Source organism: Rhodococcus sp. Z13_19A (assembly GCF_058133575.1).
The window spans coordinates 839,880-854,334 of the sequence record NZ_JBYUNN010000002.1 but is presented as its reverse complement, the minus strand read 5'-3'; the positions used below and the strand labels follow the sequence as shown (position 1 = coordinate 854,334).

Annotated in this window: 17 protein-coding genes; 5 read left to right on the top strand and 12 right to left on the bottom strand. The window is 72.8% G+C overall.

Annotated features, from left to right (window positions below; all coding sequences use genetic code 11):
• The first annotated feature begins 43 nt into the window (after positions 1 to 43).
• The 3 genes from AC3YNX_RS10740 to AC3YNX_RS10730 all read left to right on the top strand — a co-directional run bounded on the left by AC3YNX_RS10740 (position 44) and on the right by AC3YNX_RS10730 (position 2,611).
• Entirely contained in the window at positions 44 to 1,138 is a 1,095-nt protein-coding gene (locus AC3YNX_RS10740; protein WP_277601727.1) for a TIGR03617 family F420-dependent LLM class oxidoreductase, read from the top strand.
• Positions 1,131 to 1,958, top strand: coding sequence for an enoyl-CoA hydratase-related protein (locus tag AC3YNX_RS10735; RefSeq protein ID WP_489995448.1), 828 nt, complete (start codon positions 1,131 to 1,133; stop codon positions 1,956 to 1,958). The genes AC3YNX_RS10740 and AC3YNX_RS10735 overlap by 8 nt, the downstream gene beginning before the upstream one ends.
• A gap of 353 nt (positions 1,959 to 2,311) precedes the next feature.
• Positions 2,312 to 2,611 (top strand): hypothetical protein, encoded by a 300-nt coding sequence (locus AC3YNX_RS10730; RefSeq protein WP_489995447.1) that lies wholly within the window; start codon positions 2,312 to 2,314, stop codon positions 2,609 to 2,611.
• On the opposite strand, the gene lgt is transcribed toward AC3YNX_RS10730, so the two are convergent.
• Genes lgt through AC3YNX_RS10700 form a run of 6 tightly spaced genes read right to left on the bottom strand, consistent with a single transcriptional unit; the run spans position 2,608 to position 8,904 of the window.
• On the bottom strand, positions 2,608 to 3,633 hold the full coding sequence (gene lgt, locus AC3YNX_RS10725) for a prolipoprotein diacylglyceryl transferase (RefSeq protein WP_489995446.1): 1,026 nt from the start codon (positions 3,631 to 3,633) through the stop codon (positions 2,608 to 2,610). The genes AC3YNX_RS10730 and lgt overlap by 4 nt on opposite strands.
• Positions 3,630 to 4,412 (bottom strand): tryptophan synthase subunit alpha, encoded by a 783-nt coding sequence (trpA, locus tag AC3YNX_RS10720; protein ID WP_489984099.1) that lies wholly within the window; start codon positions 4,410 to 4,412, stop codon positions 3,630 to 3,632. The genes lgt and trpA overlap by 4 nt, the downstream gene beginning before the upstream one ends.
• A 17-nt stretch (positions 4,413 to 4,429) precedes the next feature.
• The gene (gene trpB, locus AC3YNX_RS10715; RefSeq protein ID WP_489995516.1) at positions 4,430 to 5,740 is read right to left on the bottom strand and encodes a tryptophan synthase subunit beta; all 1,311 of its coding nucleotides are present in this window, start codon (positions 5,738 to 5,740) and stop codon (positions 4,430 to 4,432) included.
• Positions 5,741 to 5,779: 39 nt separating this feature from the next.
• On the bottom strand, positions 5,780 to 6,589 hold the full coding sequence (gene trpC / locus AC3YNX_RS10710; protein ID WP_127782566.1) for an indole-3-glycerol phosphate synthase TrpC: 810 nt from the start codon (positions 6,587 to 6,589) through the stop codon (positions 5,780 to 5,782).
• A gap of 4 nt (positions 6,590 to 6,593) precedes the next feature.
• Positions 6,594 to 7,376 (bottom strand): TIGR02234 family membrane protein, encoded by a 783-nt coding sequence (locus AC3YNX_RS10705; RefSeq protein WP_489995445.1) that lies wholly within the window; start codon positions 7,374 to 7,376, stop codon positions 6,594 to 6,596.
• A complete protein-coding gene (locus AC3YNX_RS10700; RefSeq protein WP_489995444.1) occupies positions 7,369 to 8,904 on the bottom strand; it encodes an anthranilate synthase component I in 1,536 nt (511 codons plus the stop codon). The genes AC3YNX_RS10705 and AC3YNX_RS10700 overlap by 8 nt, the downstream gene beginning before the upstream one ends.
• A gap of 107 nt (positions 8,905 to 9,011) precedes the next feature.
• Here AC3YNX_RS10700 and AC3YNX_RS10695 point away from each other — a divergent pair, with 107 nt between their 5' ends.
• On the top strand, positions 9,012 to 9,470 hold the full coding sequence (locus AC3YNX_RS10695) for a peroxiredoxin (RefSeq protein WP_127782563.1): 459 nt from the start codon (positions 9,012 to 9,014) through the stop codon (positions 9,468 to 9,470).
• Positions 9,471 to 9,489: 19 nt separating this feature from the next.
• Here AC3YNX_RS10695 and hisI read toward each other — a convergent pair whose 3' ends face one another.
• From hisI to hisH, 5 genes are read right to left on the bottom strand one after another with little or no spacing between them, the layout of a single operon-like run.
• Positions 9,490 to 9,852, bottom strand: a complete 363-nt coding sequence (gene hisI / locus AC3YNX_RS10690) for a phosphoribosyl-AMP cyclohydrolase (protein ID WP_127782562.1) — start codon at positions 9,850 to 9,852, stop codon at positions 9,490 to 9,492.
• Complete coding sequence (gene hisF, locus AC3YNX_RS10685) at positions 9,849 to 10,622, bottom strand: imidazole glycerol phosphate synthase subunit HisF (RefSeq protein WP_489995443.1); 774 nt, start codon at positions 10,620 to 10,622, stop codon at positions 9,849 to 9,851. The genes hisI and hisF overlap by 4 nt, the downstream gene beginning before the upstream one ends.
• Positions 10,619 to 11,446: an inositol monophosphatase family protein gene (locus AC3YNX_RS10680; RefSeq protein WP_489995442.1), complete on the bottom strand. Its 828-nt coding sequence runs from the start codon at positions 11,444 to 11,446 to the stop codon at positions 10,619 to 10,621. The genes hisF and AC3YNX_RS10680 overlap by 4 nt, the downstream gene beginning before the upstream one ends.
• Positions 11,443 to 12,177 carry a bifunctional 1-(5-phosphoribosyl)-5-((5-phosphoribosylamino)methylideneamino)imidazole-4-carboxamide isomerase/phosphoribosylanthranilate isomerase PriA gene (gene priA / locus AC3YNX_RS10675; RefSeq protein ID WP_489995441.1) on the bottom strand — a complete coding sequence of 245 codons (735 nt, stop codon included), beginning with the start codon at positions 12,175 to 12,177 and terminating at the stop codon, positions 11,443 to 11,445. Before priA ends, AC3YNX_RS10680 begins: the two co-directional genes overlap by 4 nt.
• Positions 12,178 to 12,237: 60 nt before the next feature.
• The gene (gene hisH / locus AC3YNX_RS10670) at positions 12,238 to 12,885 is read right to left on the bottom strand and encodes an imidazole glycerol phosphate synthase subunit HisH (protein WP_127782559.1); all 648 of its coding nucleotides are present in this window, start codon (positions 12,883 to 12,885) and stop codon (positions 12,238 to 12,240) included.
• Between the two features lie 267 nt (positions 12,886 to 13,152).
• On the opposite strand from hisH, the gene AC3YNX_RS10665 reads away from it, so the two are divergent.
• On the top strand, positions 13,153 to 14,223 hold the full coding sequence (locus tag AC3YNX_RS10665) for a TerC family protein (protein WP_241249806.1): 1,071 nt from the start codon (positions 13,153 to 13,155) through the stop codon (positions 14,221 to 14,223).
• A 68-nt stretch (positions 14,224 to 14,291) separates the two neighbouring features.
• On the opposite strand, the gene AC3YNX_RS10660 is transcribed toward AC3YNX_RS10665, so the two are convergent.
• Positions 14,292 to 14,447, bottom strand: a complete 156-nt coding sequence (locus tag AC3YNX_RS10660; RefSeq protein ID WP_164860588.1) for a hypothetical protein — start codon at positions 14,445 to 14,447, stop codon at positions 14,292 to 14,294.
• Between the last annotated feature and the right edge of the window lie 8 nt (positions 14,448 to 14,455).

The window sequence follows — 14,455 nt, the reverse complement described above, 5'->3', positions numbered from 1 at the left end:
GTGACGCTAACCACCCTCACCACCTCCGCCCGGACCCCTCCCGATCACCGGGACACGCCACTGCAGCACCCACCGACCGGCTAGGTTCGGCCCGTCCGGGCTCTGTTGCCGCTGGGGAGGACCCGCCATGAGAGTGAGCATCCAGCTCGACGCCGGCCCGGGCCGGGCCGGAGCACGTGCGGTGGAGCTGACCCAGACCGGGGCGGACGGGCTGTTCACCTTCGAGGGGCAGCACGACGTGTTCTTCCCGTTGGTGGAGGCCGCGGCGACGGTGGACGTGGCGCTGATGACCAACGTGGCCATCGCCCTGCCCCGCAGCCCGCTGCACCTGGCCCACTCCGCGCACGACCTGCAGACGTTGAGCCGGGGGCGCTTCGCCCTGGGCCTGGGCTCGCAGATCCGCCCGCACATCGAGAAGCGCTACGGGTCCACCTGGTCGCGCCCGGCGGCGCGGATGGGCGAGACGGTGCGGGCCATCAAGGCCATCTTCGCCGCGTGGGAGGGCACGGCGCCGCTGAGCTTCCGCGGGGAGTTCACCACCCACACGCTGATGGCACCCAGCTTCACCCCGGCTCCGCACCCCTACGGCCCACCGCCGATCCTGCTGGGGGCGCTGGGCCCGGTGATGACCCGCACCGCCGCCGAGGTGGCCGACGGGCTGCTGGTGATGCCGTTCAACAGCGAGCAGCACTTCCTCCAGCGCACCCTGCCCGCGGTGCAGGAGGGCCTGGACCGGGCCGGGCGCACCGCTGACTCCTTCGACGTGATCCCGCAGGTGATCGTGGCCGTGGGCCGCACGCGGGAGCAGCAGGCCGCCGCGGTGCGGGGGGTGCGCGGCCTGCTCGCCTTCTACGGCTCCACCCCCGCCTACCTGCCGGTGCTGCAGGTGCACGGCTGGGAGGCCGCGCAGCCCGAGCTGAACGCGTTGTCCAAGCGGGGCGACGTGGCCGCGATGATGGGCTGCGTGGACGACGAGATGGTGACCACGCTGGCCGTGGTGGGCACGCCGGAGCAGTGCGCGGAGGAGATCCTGCGCCGCTACGGCGACCACGCGGAGCAGGTGTGCTGCTACTTCCCCGGCTACCCCGAGGACCCCGCCGACGTGGCCGACCTGGTCACCGCCCTGCACCGTGGCTGACCCGGCGGCGGCGCCGGAGCTGCTGGTGGAGGTGTCCGACGGGGTGGCGGTGCTGACGCTGAACCGACCCGCCCAGCGCAACGCCTTCACCGCGACCATGGGCCGCGCGCTGGGGGCGGCCTACCGCGACTGCGACGCCGACGACGACGTGCGGGCGATCGTGCTCACCGGCACCGCACCCGCCTTCTGCGCGGGCGCCGACCTCGGCTCGGCCGGCGACACCTTCGGCCGCCCCGGCGACGACTTCAGCGCCTCCCCGGTGAACCCGCCGGCGTTCGCGCTGCGCACCCCGGTGATCGCCGCGGTCAACGGCCACGCCGTGGGCATCGGGCTGACGCTGGCGCTGCAGGCCGACGTCCGGGTGGTGGCCGCCGACGCCAAGTACGCGGTGGTGCAGGCCCGCCTCGGTGTGCTGGGCGACGCGATGTCGCACTGGACGCTGCCCCGCATCGCCGGTGCCGCCGCCGCCGCGGAGATCCTGCTGACCGGCCGCACCTTCGACGGCGCGGAGGCCGTGCGGCTGGGCATCGCCACCCGCTGCCTGCCGGCCGAGCAGGTGCTGCCCGCCGCGCTCGCCCTAGCCACCGACATCGCCGAGAACGTCGCGCCGATGTCCGCGGCGCTGAGCAAGCGCCTGCTGTGGGACACCGTCGAGCACGGCTACACCGCCGCGCAGGTGGCCGCGCTGGAGACCGAGGCGCACCACCGGGTGATGGGCGGAGCCGACGCCCGCGAGGGGGTGCTCGCCCACCTGCAGCGGCGCCGTCCGCAGTGGTCGTCGCGGGTGAGCCAGGAGTGGACCGACCTGCCGCGGCCCTGACCCCCGCCGCAAGGACCCCGTCAGGACTGGCCTTGCGGGCATCAGGAACACGTCAGGGATCGTCCCGGCCGTCGCCGGCGGAGCTTCACTGATCTCCGGGGCAACGCTGCCCGGAGGGAGCACCGATCATGTCGACGTCAACCAGCATCGCCCGGCGGCCACCAGCGGGGCAGGACCCGGGCAGTGACGACGAGGACTGTCGTGACCAAGACTGTCGTGACCAAGACTGTCGTGACCAAGACTGTCGTGACCAGGACTGCCGGGACCAGGACTGCCGGGACCATGGCCCGAGCGAACCGGGCTGGCGGGAACCGCGACTGCCGGTCGCCCTCGCCGCTCCGCTCGGGTTCGCGGTGACGCTGACAGTGGCCGCGGCACTCACTGCCGGCCGGGAGGTGCTGGCTCCGTCGCAGGCCGTGGCCTGCATGTGTCTGGCGATCGCCGCGCTCGGGTGGTGCAGCACCGTCCGCGGCGCGTTGCTGTGTGCCGGCATCGGGTGGCTGATGTTCAACGGGTTCGTCGTCAACAGCGCCGGCACGCTGGCCTGGGACGGCGCAGGCGACCTGCTCCGCGCGGGCCTGTTCGCTGGCACCGCGCTGACCTTCGCCTGGCTCCGCGCCCTCGCGCTGTGGTCCCGGCGGGTGCTGGACTAGTGGTTGCCCAGCTTGCCGGGGCGGTCGTCAGAGTCGGCTGTGCCGGACTCTGCTGTGCCCGACTCCCCAGCCCCCGACTCCCCTGCTTCTGACTCCCCTGCTTCTGACTCGCCGGCTTCTGACTCCGTCTCGTCCGGGCTGGGCTGGGCGGACCGGCCCGTCAGCTCGGCCGGATCCTCCCGCCCCTTCTTGGCGAGGACGAAGTACGTCACCGCACCGAGGAACACGATCACTGCGGTGAACACGTTGATCCGCACGCCGAACAGCGTGTTGGCGAAGTCCACCCGCATCAGCTCGATCCAGAACCGGCCCGCGCAGTACCCGGCCACGTACAGCGCGAACGCCCTGCCGTGGCCGAGCCGGAAGCGGCGGTCGGCCCACACCACCAGCGCGGCGACCGCCAGGTTCCACAGCAGCTCGTACAGGAACGTGGGGTGCACGGTGGCCACCGGCACCGCCCCTGCCGGAACGCTGCCGTTCAGCTCGTCGGGCAGCCCAGCGTCGTTGAGGCGCTGGTAGATGTCCATGCCCCAGGGCAGCGTGGTGGCGCGGCCGTAGAGCTCCTGGTTGAAGTAGTTGCCCAGCCGGCCGATGGCCTGGGCCACCACGATGCCGGGTGCGACGGCGTCGGCGAACGCGGGCAGCGGGATGCCCTTGCGGCGGCAGGCGATCCAGGCACCCACCCCACCGAGCAGCACCGCGCCCCAGATGCCCAGGCCGCCGTCCCAGATCTTCAGCGCGTCCACGGGGTCGCGGCCCGCGCCGAAGTACTTCTCGTGGTCGGTGATCACGTGGTACAGCCGGCCGCCCACCAGGCCGAAGGGCACCGCGAACACCGCCACCTCGGTGACGGTCTCCGGCTCGCCGCCGCGGGCCACCCACCGCTTGTTGCCCCAGACGATGGCCACGATGATGCCGGCGATGATGCACAGCGCGTAGGCGCGCAGCGGGAAGGGCCCGAGCTCCCACACCCCCTGCGGGGGACTGGGGAACGAGGCCAGCACCACCCCGGCGGAGGTCACTGCCCGACGCCGGCCGGGCTGGCCGCCCGGACGCCCGCAGCCAGCTCGGTGACCAGGGTGGCCACCGCCTCCTGGCTCTCGGTGCTGGCCGTGACGATGGCCGACCCCACGATCACCGCGTCGGCGTAGCCGGCGACCTCGGCCGCCTGCGCACCCGAGCGCACGCCCAGGCCCACGCCGATCGGGATGTCGGAGTGGCTGCGGATCCGCTTGACCAGGCTGGGCGCGGAGCTGGCGACGGCGTCGCGGGCCCCGGTGACCCCCATGGTGGAGGCGGCGTAGACGAAGCCGCGGCTCACCGTGGCGGTGCTGGCCACGCGGGCCTCGGTGGAGGAGGGCGCGAGCAGGAAGATGCGGTCCAGGTCGTGTGCGTCCGCCGCGGCCAGCCACGCGTCGGCCTCGTCCGGGATGAGGTCCGGGGTGATCATGCCCAGGCCGCCGGCGGCGGCCAGGTCGCGGGCGAAGGCGTCCACGCCGTAGCGCAGCACCGGGTTCCAGTAGCTCATCACCACCGCGCGGCCGCCGGCGGCGGCGACCTGCTCCACCACACCAATGACGTCGCGCAGCCGGGTGCCCGCCCGCAGCGCGGTGTCGGCCGCGGCCTGGATGGTGGGCCCGTCCATCACCGGGTCGGAGTAGGGCACGCCGACCTCCACCAGGTCGCAGCCGTTGTCGACCATGGTGCGCAGGGTGCGGACCGAGCCGGGCACGTCAGGGAAGCCACCGGGCAGGTAGCCGACCAGCGCGGCGCGCCCCTCGGCGCGGCACTGCTCGAACATCGGACCGAGACGTGAGCTCACAGCTGCTCCCCTGTTCCTGATCCCGCGCCGTCCTCGGGGTTGGGTGCTGGGTTGTCCAGCGCGGCCTCGTCGATGACGTGGAACCACCGGGCGGCGGTGTCCACGTCCTTGTCCCCACGGCCGGACAGGCTCACCAGGATGACGGCGCCCTCGCCGAGCTCGCGGCCCAGCTTGAGCGCACCGGCCACGGCGTGCGAGGACTCGATGGCCGGGATGATGCCCTCGGTGCGGCACAGCAGCCGGAAGGCGTCCATGGCCTCGGTGTCGGTGATCGGCTCGTACTCGGCGCGACCGATGTCCTTGAGCAGCGAGTGCTCCGGGCCCACGCCGGGGTAGTCCAGCCCCGCCGAGATGGAGTGCGTCTCCATGGTCTGGCCGTCGTCGTCCTGCAGCAGGTAGGACAGCGCCCCGTGCAGCGAGCCCGGGCTCCCGCCGGTGAGGGTGGCGGCGTGCTTGCCCGAGGCGACGCCGTCCCCGGCGGCCTCGTAGCCGACCAGCCGGACGTCGGAGTCGTCCAGGAAGGCGTGGAAGATGCCGATGGCGTTGGACCCGCCGCCGACGCAGGCGACCACGGCGTCGGGCAGCTGCCCGGTGCGCTGCAGCACCTGGGCGCGGGCCTCCAGGCCGATCACCCGGTGGAAGTCGCGAACCATGGTCGGGAACGGGTGCGGGCCGGCGACGGTGCCCAGGCAGTAGTGGGTGTCGTCGACGTTGCTGACCCAGTCGCGCAGCGCCTCGTTGATGGCGTCCTTGAGGGTGCGGGAGCCGGTGGTGACCGGGACGACCTCCGCGCCGAGCAGGCGCATGCGGGCCACGTTCAGCGCCTGCCGCTCGGTGTCCACCTCGCCCATGTAGACCACGCACTCCAGGCCCAGCAGCGCGCAGGCGGTGGCCGTGGCCACGCCGTGCTGGCCGGCACCGGTCTCGGCGATCACCCGGCGCTTGCCCATCCGCTTGGTGAGCAGCGCCTGCCCGAGCACGTTGTTGATCTTGTGCGAGCCGGTGTGGTTGAGGTCCTCGCGCTTGAGCAGGATGCGTGCCCCACCGGCGTGCGGGGCCAGCCGCTTGGCCTCGAACACCGGGGACGGCCGGCCGGTGTAGTCGCGCTGCAGCTCGTCCAGCTCGGTGAGGAACTCCGGGTCGGTGCGCGCCTTCTCGTAGGCGGCGGTGAGCTCCTCGAGGGCGCCGATCAGCGCCTCGGGCACGAACCGGCCGCCGTAGTCACCGAAGTGACCGGTGGCGTCGGGATCGTGGTCGCTGCTGTGGATCAGCCCCGAGCTCGCGGTGGGCAGATCCCCGGAGGGCACATGCGTGGAGGTCACGCGCCCATTCTCCCCCAGAGGGTCTCAGCGCGAGGGCTTGGGGCAGGAAGGGTGCGATCCGGCGGTGACGAGGTCGGACACGGCGCTGCGCGGGTCGCCACTGGTCACCAGTCCCTCCCCCACCAGCACCGCGTCCGCGCCGGCGCCGGCGTAGGCGAGCAGGTCGGCCGTGCCGCGCACGCCCGACTCCGCCACCTTCACCACGTCGCTGGGCAGGCCCGGGGCGATGCGCGCGAACACGTCGCGGTGCACCTCGAGGGTCTTGAGGTCGCGGGCGTTGACGCCGATGACCTTGGCGCCGGCCTGCAGGGCACGGTCGGCCTCGGCCTCGGTGTGCACCTCCACCAGCGCGGTCATGCCGAGGGACTCCACCCGGTCCAGCAGCGCCGTCAGCGTGTTCTGCTCCAGCATCGCCACGATCAGCAGCACCAGGTCAGCACCGTGGGCACGGGCCTCGTGGATCTGGTACGGGCCGACGATGAAGTCCTTGCGCAGCACCGGGATGCTCACCGCGGCGCGCACGGCGTCGAGGTCGGCCAGCGACCCGCCGAAGCGGCGCTCCTCGGTGAGCACGCTGATCACGCGGGCGCCACCGGCCTCGTACTGCGACGCCAGCACCGCCGGCTCCGGGATGTCGGCCAGCGCGCCCTTGGACGGGCTGGACCGCTTCACCTCGGCGATGACGGCGATGCCCGGCTCCTTGAGCGCGGCCACCACGTCCTGCGCGGGCTTGGCCTGCTGCGCCGCGGCCTTGACGGCCTCGAAGTCGGTGATCTTCTCCCGGGCCGCCACATCTGCCCGGACACCCTCCACGATCGAGTCGAGAACGCTCATCGCGTCAAGCCCCCCTTCCCTGCTCGCCCTGCTCAACCTCGCTGAGCCTATCCGGGTGGTGACGTACGTCTCTCATCGGGGCGGCAGGCTGTTGCGCAGCTGTGCCGGTTCCGTGATCAGCGGTCGGGTCCTGTCCCGCGCTGAGGGCGTCCCACAGCTGTCGCTCGGTGACGTCGTCGTCGGTGACAGCCGCCTGCACGGCCCGCTCGCGCTGCACCGCAGGGGTCTCGTAGCGGGTGGACAGACCACCGGCACGGCGCGGGGCGCGGGCCAGCAGCACGGCGGCGGCCACGGTGAGCAGCGCACCGAGCAGCGCCAGGAGCGGTCCGACGACCGACGCGGAGGTGCTCACCTGCTCGGCCAGCACCGGCGGGGTGATCAGCTCGGCGGCGTGCTCGGCGGAGGGCCCGCCGACCAGCGCCACCACGGCCGGCTCGGCCGCGGCCACCGCGACGACCAGCAGCACCAGCGCCAGCACGCGCACGGCCAGGCCACGCAGCGCGAAGACCGCGGCGACCCCGGCCAGCAGCACCAGGGCCAGCGGGGTGAGCTGCGCCGCCCAGGTGCTGCCGAGGAGGTCGGCCTCGCGCACCCCCCGCAGGTCGTCCTCGGTGCGTGCCTGCACCCACTGCACGCGGGAGGCGGCCCACAGCGCGACGGCGCCGAGCACCAGCAGCACCGCGGGCACGCGCAGCCGCGACCGGCCTGCCTTCGGGGCGGCCGGCTCCGGTGCCTGGTCGGTCCCCGGCGCCTGGTCTGGCCCCGGCGCCTGGTTGGGATCAGTCATCGGCCACTCCACGCATCGTCTCGGCCGCCGCCACCGCCGACAGCACGGCCAGCGCCTTGTTCACCGTCTCGGTGTCCTCGGCGGCGGGGTCGGAGTCGGCGACCACGCCGCCGCCGGCCTGCACGTAGGCGGTGCCGTCCTTGAGCACCGCGGAGCGGATGGCGATGGCGGTGTCGGCGTCACCGGCGAAGTCCAGGTAGCCCACGATGCCGCCGTAGACCCCGCGCCGGGTGGGCTCCATCTGCTCGATGAGCTCCAGCGCCCGCGGCTTGGGGGCACCGGACAAGGTGCCGGCGGGGAAGCACGCCGTCACCGCGTCCAGCGCGGTGCGGTCGGCGGCCAGGCGGCCGGTGACGGTGGACACCAGGTGCATCACGTGGCTGTAGCGCTCCACGTGCCGGTACTGGGTGACGGTGACCGTGCCCGGCTCGCACACCCGGCCCAGGTCGTTGCGCCCCAGGTCGACGAGCATCAGGTGCTCGGCGTTCTCCTTGGCGTCGGCGCAGAGGTCCTTCTCCAGCAGCAGGTCTTCCTCGGTGCTCGCCCCGCGCCAGCGGGTGCCGGCGATGGGGTGCGTGGTGGCCACGTCGTCCACCACGGTGACCAGCGCCTCCGGGCTGGAGCCGATGATGTCGAAGGCGGTGCCGCCGTGGGCGTCGGGCACCCGGAACAGGTACATGTACGGGCTCGGGTTGGACGCGCGCAGCACCCGGTAGATGTCCAGCGCCTCGGCCTGGGTGGGCATCTCGAAGCGCTGCGAGAGCACCACCTGGAACGCCTCGCCGGCCTCGATCTCGCCGATGAGCTTGCGCACTCCGGCCTGGTGCTGCTCGCTGGTCGTCCGCCGGTGGAACTGCGGGCTGGGCCGGTCGAAGGCGGTGACCGTGGACGGCGCGGCCGAGGCCAGCTTCGTGGTCATCGCGTCCAGCCGCTGCACCGCCGCGGTGTAGGCCTCGTCCACCCGCTCGTCGCTGCCGTCGAAGTTCACCGCGTTGGCGATGAGGGTGATGGTGCCCTCGTGGTGGTCCACCGCGGCCAGGTCGGTGGCCAGCAGCATCACCATCTCCGGCAGCTGCAGGTCGTCGGTGGCCAGCTCGGGCAGGCGCTCCAGGCGGCGCACCGTGTCGTAGCCGAGGTAGCCGACCATGCCGCCGGTGAGCGGGGGCAGGTCGGGCAGGCGCTCGGAGCGCAGCAGCTGCAGGGTCTCGCGCAGCACGTCCAGCGGGTCGCCGCCGGTGGGGGCGCCGGCGGGCACGATGCCCTGCCAGTGCGCCTGACCGTCCACCACGGTCAGCGCGGCGGCGCTGCCCGCGCCGATGAACGACCAGCGCGACCAGGAGCGACCGTTCTCCGCCGACTCCAGCAGGAACGTGCCGGGGCGGTCACCGGCCAGCTTGCGGTAGGCCGAGACGGGGGTCTCGGAGTCGGCCAGCAGCTTCCGCGTCACCGGCACCACGCGGTGCTCCGCCGCGAGGGCACGGAACTCCGCGCGAGTGGGACTCGTCTCCCCGAGGTGCGCACCAGACATGGCTGACAGTCTCCCAGCCAGGCCCGACGCCCCCGCGTGCGCCCCGTCCCTGGCCGTGCCACCCCACCATGGCCCAGCCGACGAGCCGGGGGGATACCGTCTGGAGAATGAAGCAGGGAGAGAAGGCGCCGGACTTCACGCTGCCCGACCAGCAGGGCACGCCCCGGTCGCTGTACCAGCTGCTGGAGCAGGGCCCGGTGGTGCTGTTCTTCTACCCCATCGCGTCCTCGTCGGGCTGCACCGCGGAGGCGTGCCACTTCCGGGACCTGGGCGGTGAGTTCACCGAGCTCGGTGCCCAGCGGGTGGGCATCAGCACCGACAGCGTGTCCCGGCAGCAGAAGTTCGCCACCGCCCACACCTTCGACTACCCGCTGCTGGCCGACGAGGACGGGCAGGTGGCCGACCTGTTCGGGGTGCGGCGCCGGCTGCTGGGCAAGCTGGCCCCGGTCAAGCGGGTGACCTTCGTGATCGACACCGACGCGGTGGTCCTGGCTGCGCTGAGCAGCGAGACCAAGATGAGCTCGCACGCCGACCGCGCGCTGGACGTGCTGCGGGCACGGCCCTAGAGCCTGGCCCCGGCAGCAGCTAGCTGGGGCCGAGCAGCACGTCGGCGTCGAAGCAGGTGCGCTCGCCGGTGTGGCAGGCCGCACCCACCTGGTCCACCACCAGCAGCAGGGTGTCGCCGTCGCAGTCCAGGCGCACCTCGTGCACCTGCTGGGTGTGGCCAGAGGTCTCGCCCTTGACCCACAGCTGCTGGCGTGAGCGCGACCAGTAGGTGGCCTTGCGGGTGGCCAGCGTGCGGGCCAGCGCCTCGTCGTTCATCCACGCCACCATGAGCACCTCGCCGGTGCCCTGCTGCTGCGCCACCGCGCACACCAGCCCGTCGGCGTTGCGCTTGAGCCGGGCGGCGATCGCCGGGTCCAGCACCGGAGCCTGAGCCTCGCTCATCGGACCTCGATGTCCTCGGCGCGCATGGCGTCCTTGACCGCACCGATGGTCAGCTCACCGAAGTGGAAGACGCTGGCGGCGAGCACCGCGTCGGCCCCGGCGTGCACCGCAGGCGCGAAGTGCTCGATGGCCCCGGCTCCCCCGCTGGCGATCACCGGCACGGTGACCGCGGCCCGCGCGGCAGCGATCATGGCCAGGTCGAAGCCCTGCTTGGTGCCGTCGGCGTCCATGGAGTTGAGCAGGATCTCCCCCACCCCCAGCTCGGCGCCGCGCTGGGCCCACTCGATGGCGTCGATGCCGGTGCCGCGCTTGCCACCGTGGGTGGTGACCTCCCAGCCCGACGGGGTGGGCTCGGCGCCCTCGGGGACGGTGCGGGCGTCCACCGACAGCACGATGCACTGCGAGCCGTAGCGCTGGCTCAGCTCGCTCAGCAGCTCCGGGCGGGCGATGGCCGCGGTGTTCACGCTGACCTTGTCGGCGCCGGCGCGCAGCAGCTGGTCCACGTCGGCCACCGAGCGCACGCCCCCGCCCACGGTGAGCGGGATGAACACCTGCTCGGCGGTGCGCCGGACCACGTCGATCATGGTGGCGCGCTCGCCGGAGGAGGCGGTGACGTCGAGGAAGGTGAGCTCGTCGGCACCCTGGGCGTCGTAGGCCGCGGCCAGCTCCACCGGGTCGCCGGCGTCCTTGAGGTTGGCGAAGCGCACCCCCTTGACCACCCGGCCGCCGTCGACGTCCAGGCACGGGATGACCCGCACGGCGAGGCTCATGCGTGCGCCGCCGACAGGTGGTCGGCGGGGTCGCCGAGGGCGCCGATCAGCTCGAGCATCTCCTGGTGCACGCCGGGCGAAGCCGCCAGCACGGAGGGCGAGGTGATGGTCCAGGGGTTGCCCGCCAGGTCGGTGACCACTCCCCCTGCCGCGCGGACCTGGCAGACGCCGGCCGCGTTGTCCCAGGCGTGGTGGCCGAAGGTGACCGAGCCACCGAGCAGGCCGGCGGCGGTCCAGGCCAGCTCGAGGCCGGTGGAGCCCAGCATCCGCACGCGCAGGCAGGCGCGGCTGACCTCGCCGAACACCTGGTAGCGGTACTCGCCGGGGTAGTGCCCGCCGGAGGCGCGGTTGAGCGCGCCGACGCTGGTGGTCGAGGACTGCAGGGTGCGGCTCTGCAGCCGAGGCACCTCCACGCCGTTGCAGAACAGCGGGCCGTCCTGCACCGCGGTGTAGCGCTGGTTGAGCAGCGGCAGCCAGGTCAGCCCGGCCACCGGCACGCCGTCGTGCACCAGGGCGAGCAGCATGCCGCTCAGCGGCAGGCCGGCGGAGTAGTTGGCGGTGCCGTCCACCGGGTCGAGGACCCACACGGTCCCGGTGGCCACGTCGGGGCCGCCGAACTCCTCGCCGTGCACCGCGATCCCGGTGCGCCGGGTCAGCTCGGCGGTGAGCCGACGCTCCAGCTCCAGGTCGACGGCGGTGGCGAAGTCCGCGGGACCCTTCTCCACCTCGCTGGGCGCACCCAGGCCGCTGACGAAGCGCTCGCTGACCTCGTCGAGCAGGGCCGCGGCCTCGGCCAGCAGTCCTGCGGCGTCGGGGGTGCTCACCGCGATACCGCTGCCAGCGCCTCGGGCAGGGTGAAGCGGCCGGCGTAGAGCGCCTTGCCGACGATCGCGCCCTCCACACCCTCGTCCACCAGCGCGGCGATGGCCCGCAGGTCGTCCACCGTGGACACCCCGCCGGAGGCCACCACGGGAGCGTCGGTGACGGCGCAGACCTCGGAGAGCAGCTGCAGGTTGGGGCCGGTCAGGGTGCCGTCCTTGGTGACGTCGGTGACCACGTAGCGGGCGCAGCCGTGCCGCTCCAGGCGCTCCAGCACCTCCCACAGGTCGCCGCCGTCGCTCACCCAGCCGCGGGCGGCGAGGCGGTACTGGTCACCGGTGATGCGCACGTCCAGGCCGACGGCGATCTGGTCGCCGAAGCGCTCGATGGCGCTGGCGCACCACTCGGGGTCCTCCAGCGCGGCGGTGCCCAGGTTCACCCGGCGGCAGCCGGTGGCCAGCGCGGCCTCCAGCGAGGCGTCGTCCCGGATCCCGCCGGAGAGCTCCACCTGCACGTCCAGCTCGCCGACCACCGCGGCGAGCAGCTCACGGTTGTTGCCGCGGCCGAAGGCGGCGTCGAGGTCGACCAGGTGCACCCACTCGGCTCCGGCCGACTGCCAGGCGAGGGCGGCGTCTCGGGGCGAGCCGTAGTCGGTCTCGCTCCCTGCCTCTCCTTGCACCAGGCGGACGGCCTGACCGTCGGCGACGTCAACAGCGGGCAGCAGGACCAGGCTCACGTGGGCCAACTCTAGTAGTCGGCGTCCGGCGCCCGACCGGCCGGTCTCGGCGACCGGGCGTCAGAGGCTCTTGACCCAGTTCTCCAGCAGCGTGGCACCGGCGTCACCGGACTTCTCCGGGTGGAACTGGGTGGCCGACAGCGGTCCGTTCTCCACCGCGGCGAGGAACCGGCCGCCGTGCTCGGCCCAGGTCAGCTTGGCGGGGGGCAGCGGTCCGTCCTCGTCGAGCTCCCACTGGCGCGCGGCGTAGGAGTGCACGAAGTAGAAGCGGGTGTCGGCGTCGAGCCCGGCGAACAGGGTGCTGTCCTCGGGTGCCTCCACGGTGTTCCAGCCCATGTGTGGCAGCACCTTGGCCGGCAGCATCTCCACCGTGCCCGGCCACTCGCCGCAGCCGGTCGAGGCCTCGGGAGAGCCGTGGTCGAACTCCACCCCGCGCTCGAAGAGCACCTGCATGCCCACGCACACCCCGAGCACCGGACGTCCACCGGCCAGGCGCTCGCCGATGATGCGGTCACCCTTGACCTCGCGCAGGCCGGCCATGCACGCGGCGTAGGCGCCCACGCCGGGCACCATCAACCCGTCGGCAGCCAGGGCCTCGCGGGGGTCGGCGGTGACGGTGACCTGGGCACCCACCCGCTCGAGCGCACGCTCGGCGGAGCGCAGGTTGCCGGAGCCGTAGTCCAGGACCACGACGGATGCAGCTGTCATGCACTCCAGCGTAGTGGCCCGCCCCGACACTGCCCGCGCGGGCGGGGGTGCGTCCGCCCACACCTCAGGAGCCGCACCCTCCTGCCGGGACACGCCCTGACCACGCACTCCGGCACCACCATCCCCCAGGCCGGCGTGGCGGCCGCAGAACCGGGACTGCCGGGACCCGGCAAGAAAGGGCGACGGGAGCAGCCGGTCACCGACGCTGTGCTGCGGCCGGCTGTCCCGCACGCTTGAGGGAACATTCAACTTCCGTGAGGAGACCCTGTGCTCGACGTACCGATGTGGTTGTGGGTGGCCTTCGGGGCCATCGTGGTCGTGGCCCTGGCGGTGGACCTGCTTGCGCACCGCGACGACCACGTCATCGGGTTCAAGGAGGCCGCGCTGTGGAGCGCCGGCTGGGTGGGCCTGGCCGTGATCTTCGGCGGCGTGGTGTTCGCCGTGCTCGGCAGCGGCGCCGGGGTGGAGTACTCCACCGCCTGGCTGCTGGAGAAGAGCTTGTCCGTGGACAACCTCTTCGTGTTCGCGCTGATCTTCGGCTACTTCAAGGTGCCCCAGGAGTACCAGCACCGCGTGCTGTTCATGGGTGTCATCGGCGCCCTGGTGTTCCGGGCGATCTTCCTGGGCCTCGGCGTGGCCGTGGTCAACCAGTTCACCGCCATCCTGTTCGTCTTCGCCGCGATCCTGCTCTACAGCGCGTTCAAGCTGGTCAAGGGCGACGACGACAGCTACGACCCCAGCAAGAGCCTGGCGCTGAAGCTGATGAACAAGGTCATCCCGACCACGGAGGACTACCACGGCACCAAGTTCTTCATCAAGCAGGGCGCCAAGTGGGTGGGCACTCCCCTGCTGGCCGTGGTGGTCACCATCGAGGCGGCTGACCTGCTCTTCGCGGTGGACAGCGTGCCGGCCGTGCTGGCGGTCAGCGACGAGGCGTTCATCGTCTACACCTCCAACGCCTTCGCCATCCTGGGCCTGCGGGCGCTGTACTTCCTGCTCCGCGGGCTGCTGGACAAGTTCCACTTCCTGGACAAGGGCCTGGCCATCATCCTGGCGTTCATCGGCGTCAAGCTGATGATGCAGGCCGGCCACAAGACCATCTCCACCTCCATTCCGGAGATCCCCTCGCTGGTCAGCCTGGCCGTGATCGTGGTGGTGCTCGCCGGGTCCATCGCCCTGAGCATCCTCCGGCCCCAGGCCGCGGAGGACGACGAGGAGAAGGCGCCGGCGCTGGACGACCCAGCGCAGGCTGGGCGGGCCTCGGAGGCACCGGCAGGACCGGGCGGCGGCGAGATGATCAAGCGCCCCAACCCGGACCTGGAGCGCGACACCCGCTGACCCGCTCCGTTCCGCACACGACGAGCCCCGCACCGGATTCCGGTGCGGGGCTCGTCGTGCGTGGGGGGTCAGACCATGCGGAGCACGGCGCCGGCCAGGGCGAGCGCACCCAGCACGCCGGCGACCACGGCCACCGGCCGAGCACTGTGGCGGGTGGTCCAGGCACCGCCCAGGAAGAACCCGGCCACGACCACCAGGATGAAGGCCAGCGTCTGGTCGCTCACCGGCCGGC

Bases quoted from the DNA above. Each gene is read 5' to 3' on its own strand.
- trpA (WP_489984099.1), bottom strand. From the start codon at position 4,412: ATGTTCGAGCAGTGCCGCGCCGAGGGGCGCGCCGCGCTGGTCGGCTAC.
- hisF (WP_489995443.1), bottom strand. From the start codon at position 10,622: ATGAGCCTCGCCGTGCGGGTCATCCCGTGCCTGGACGTCGACGGCGGC.
- AC3YNX_RS10705 (WP_489995445.1), bottom strand. From the start codon at position 7,376: ATGACTGATCCCAACCAGGCGCCGGGGCCAGACCAGGCGCCGGGGACC.
- hisI (WP_127782562.1), bottom strand. From the start codon at position 9,852: ATGAGCGAGGCTCAGGCTCCGGTGCTGGACCCGGCGATCGCCGCCCGG.
- trpC (WP_127782566.1), bottom strand. From the start codon at position 6,589: ATGAGCGTTCTCGACTCGATCGTGGAGGGTGTCCGGGCAGATGTGGCG.
- AC3YNX_RS10695 (WP_127782563.1), top strand. From the start codon at position 9,012: ATGAAGCAGGGAGAGAAGGCGCCGGACTTCACGCTGCCCGACCAGCAG.
- hisH (WP_127782559.1), bottom strand. From the start codon at position 12,885: ATGACAGCTGCATCCGTCGTGGTCCTGGACTACGGCTCCGGCAACCTG.
- AC3YNX_RS10700 (WP_489995444.1), bottom strand. From the start codon at position 8,904: ATGTCTGGTGCGCACCTCGGGGAGACGAGTCCCACTCGCGCGGAGTTC.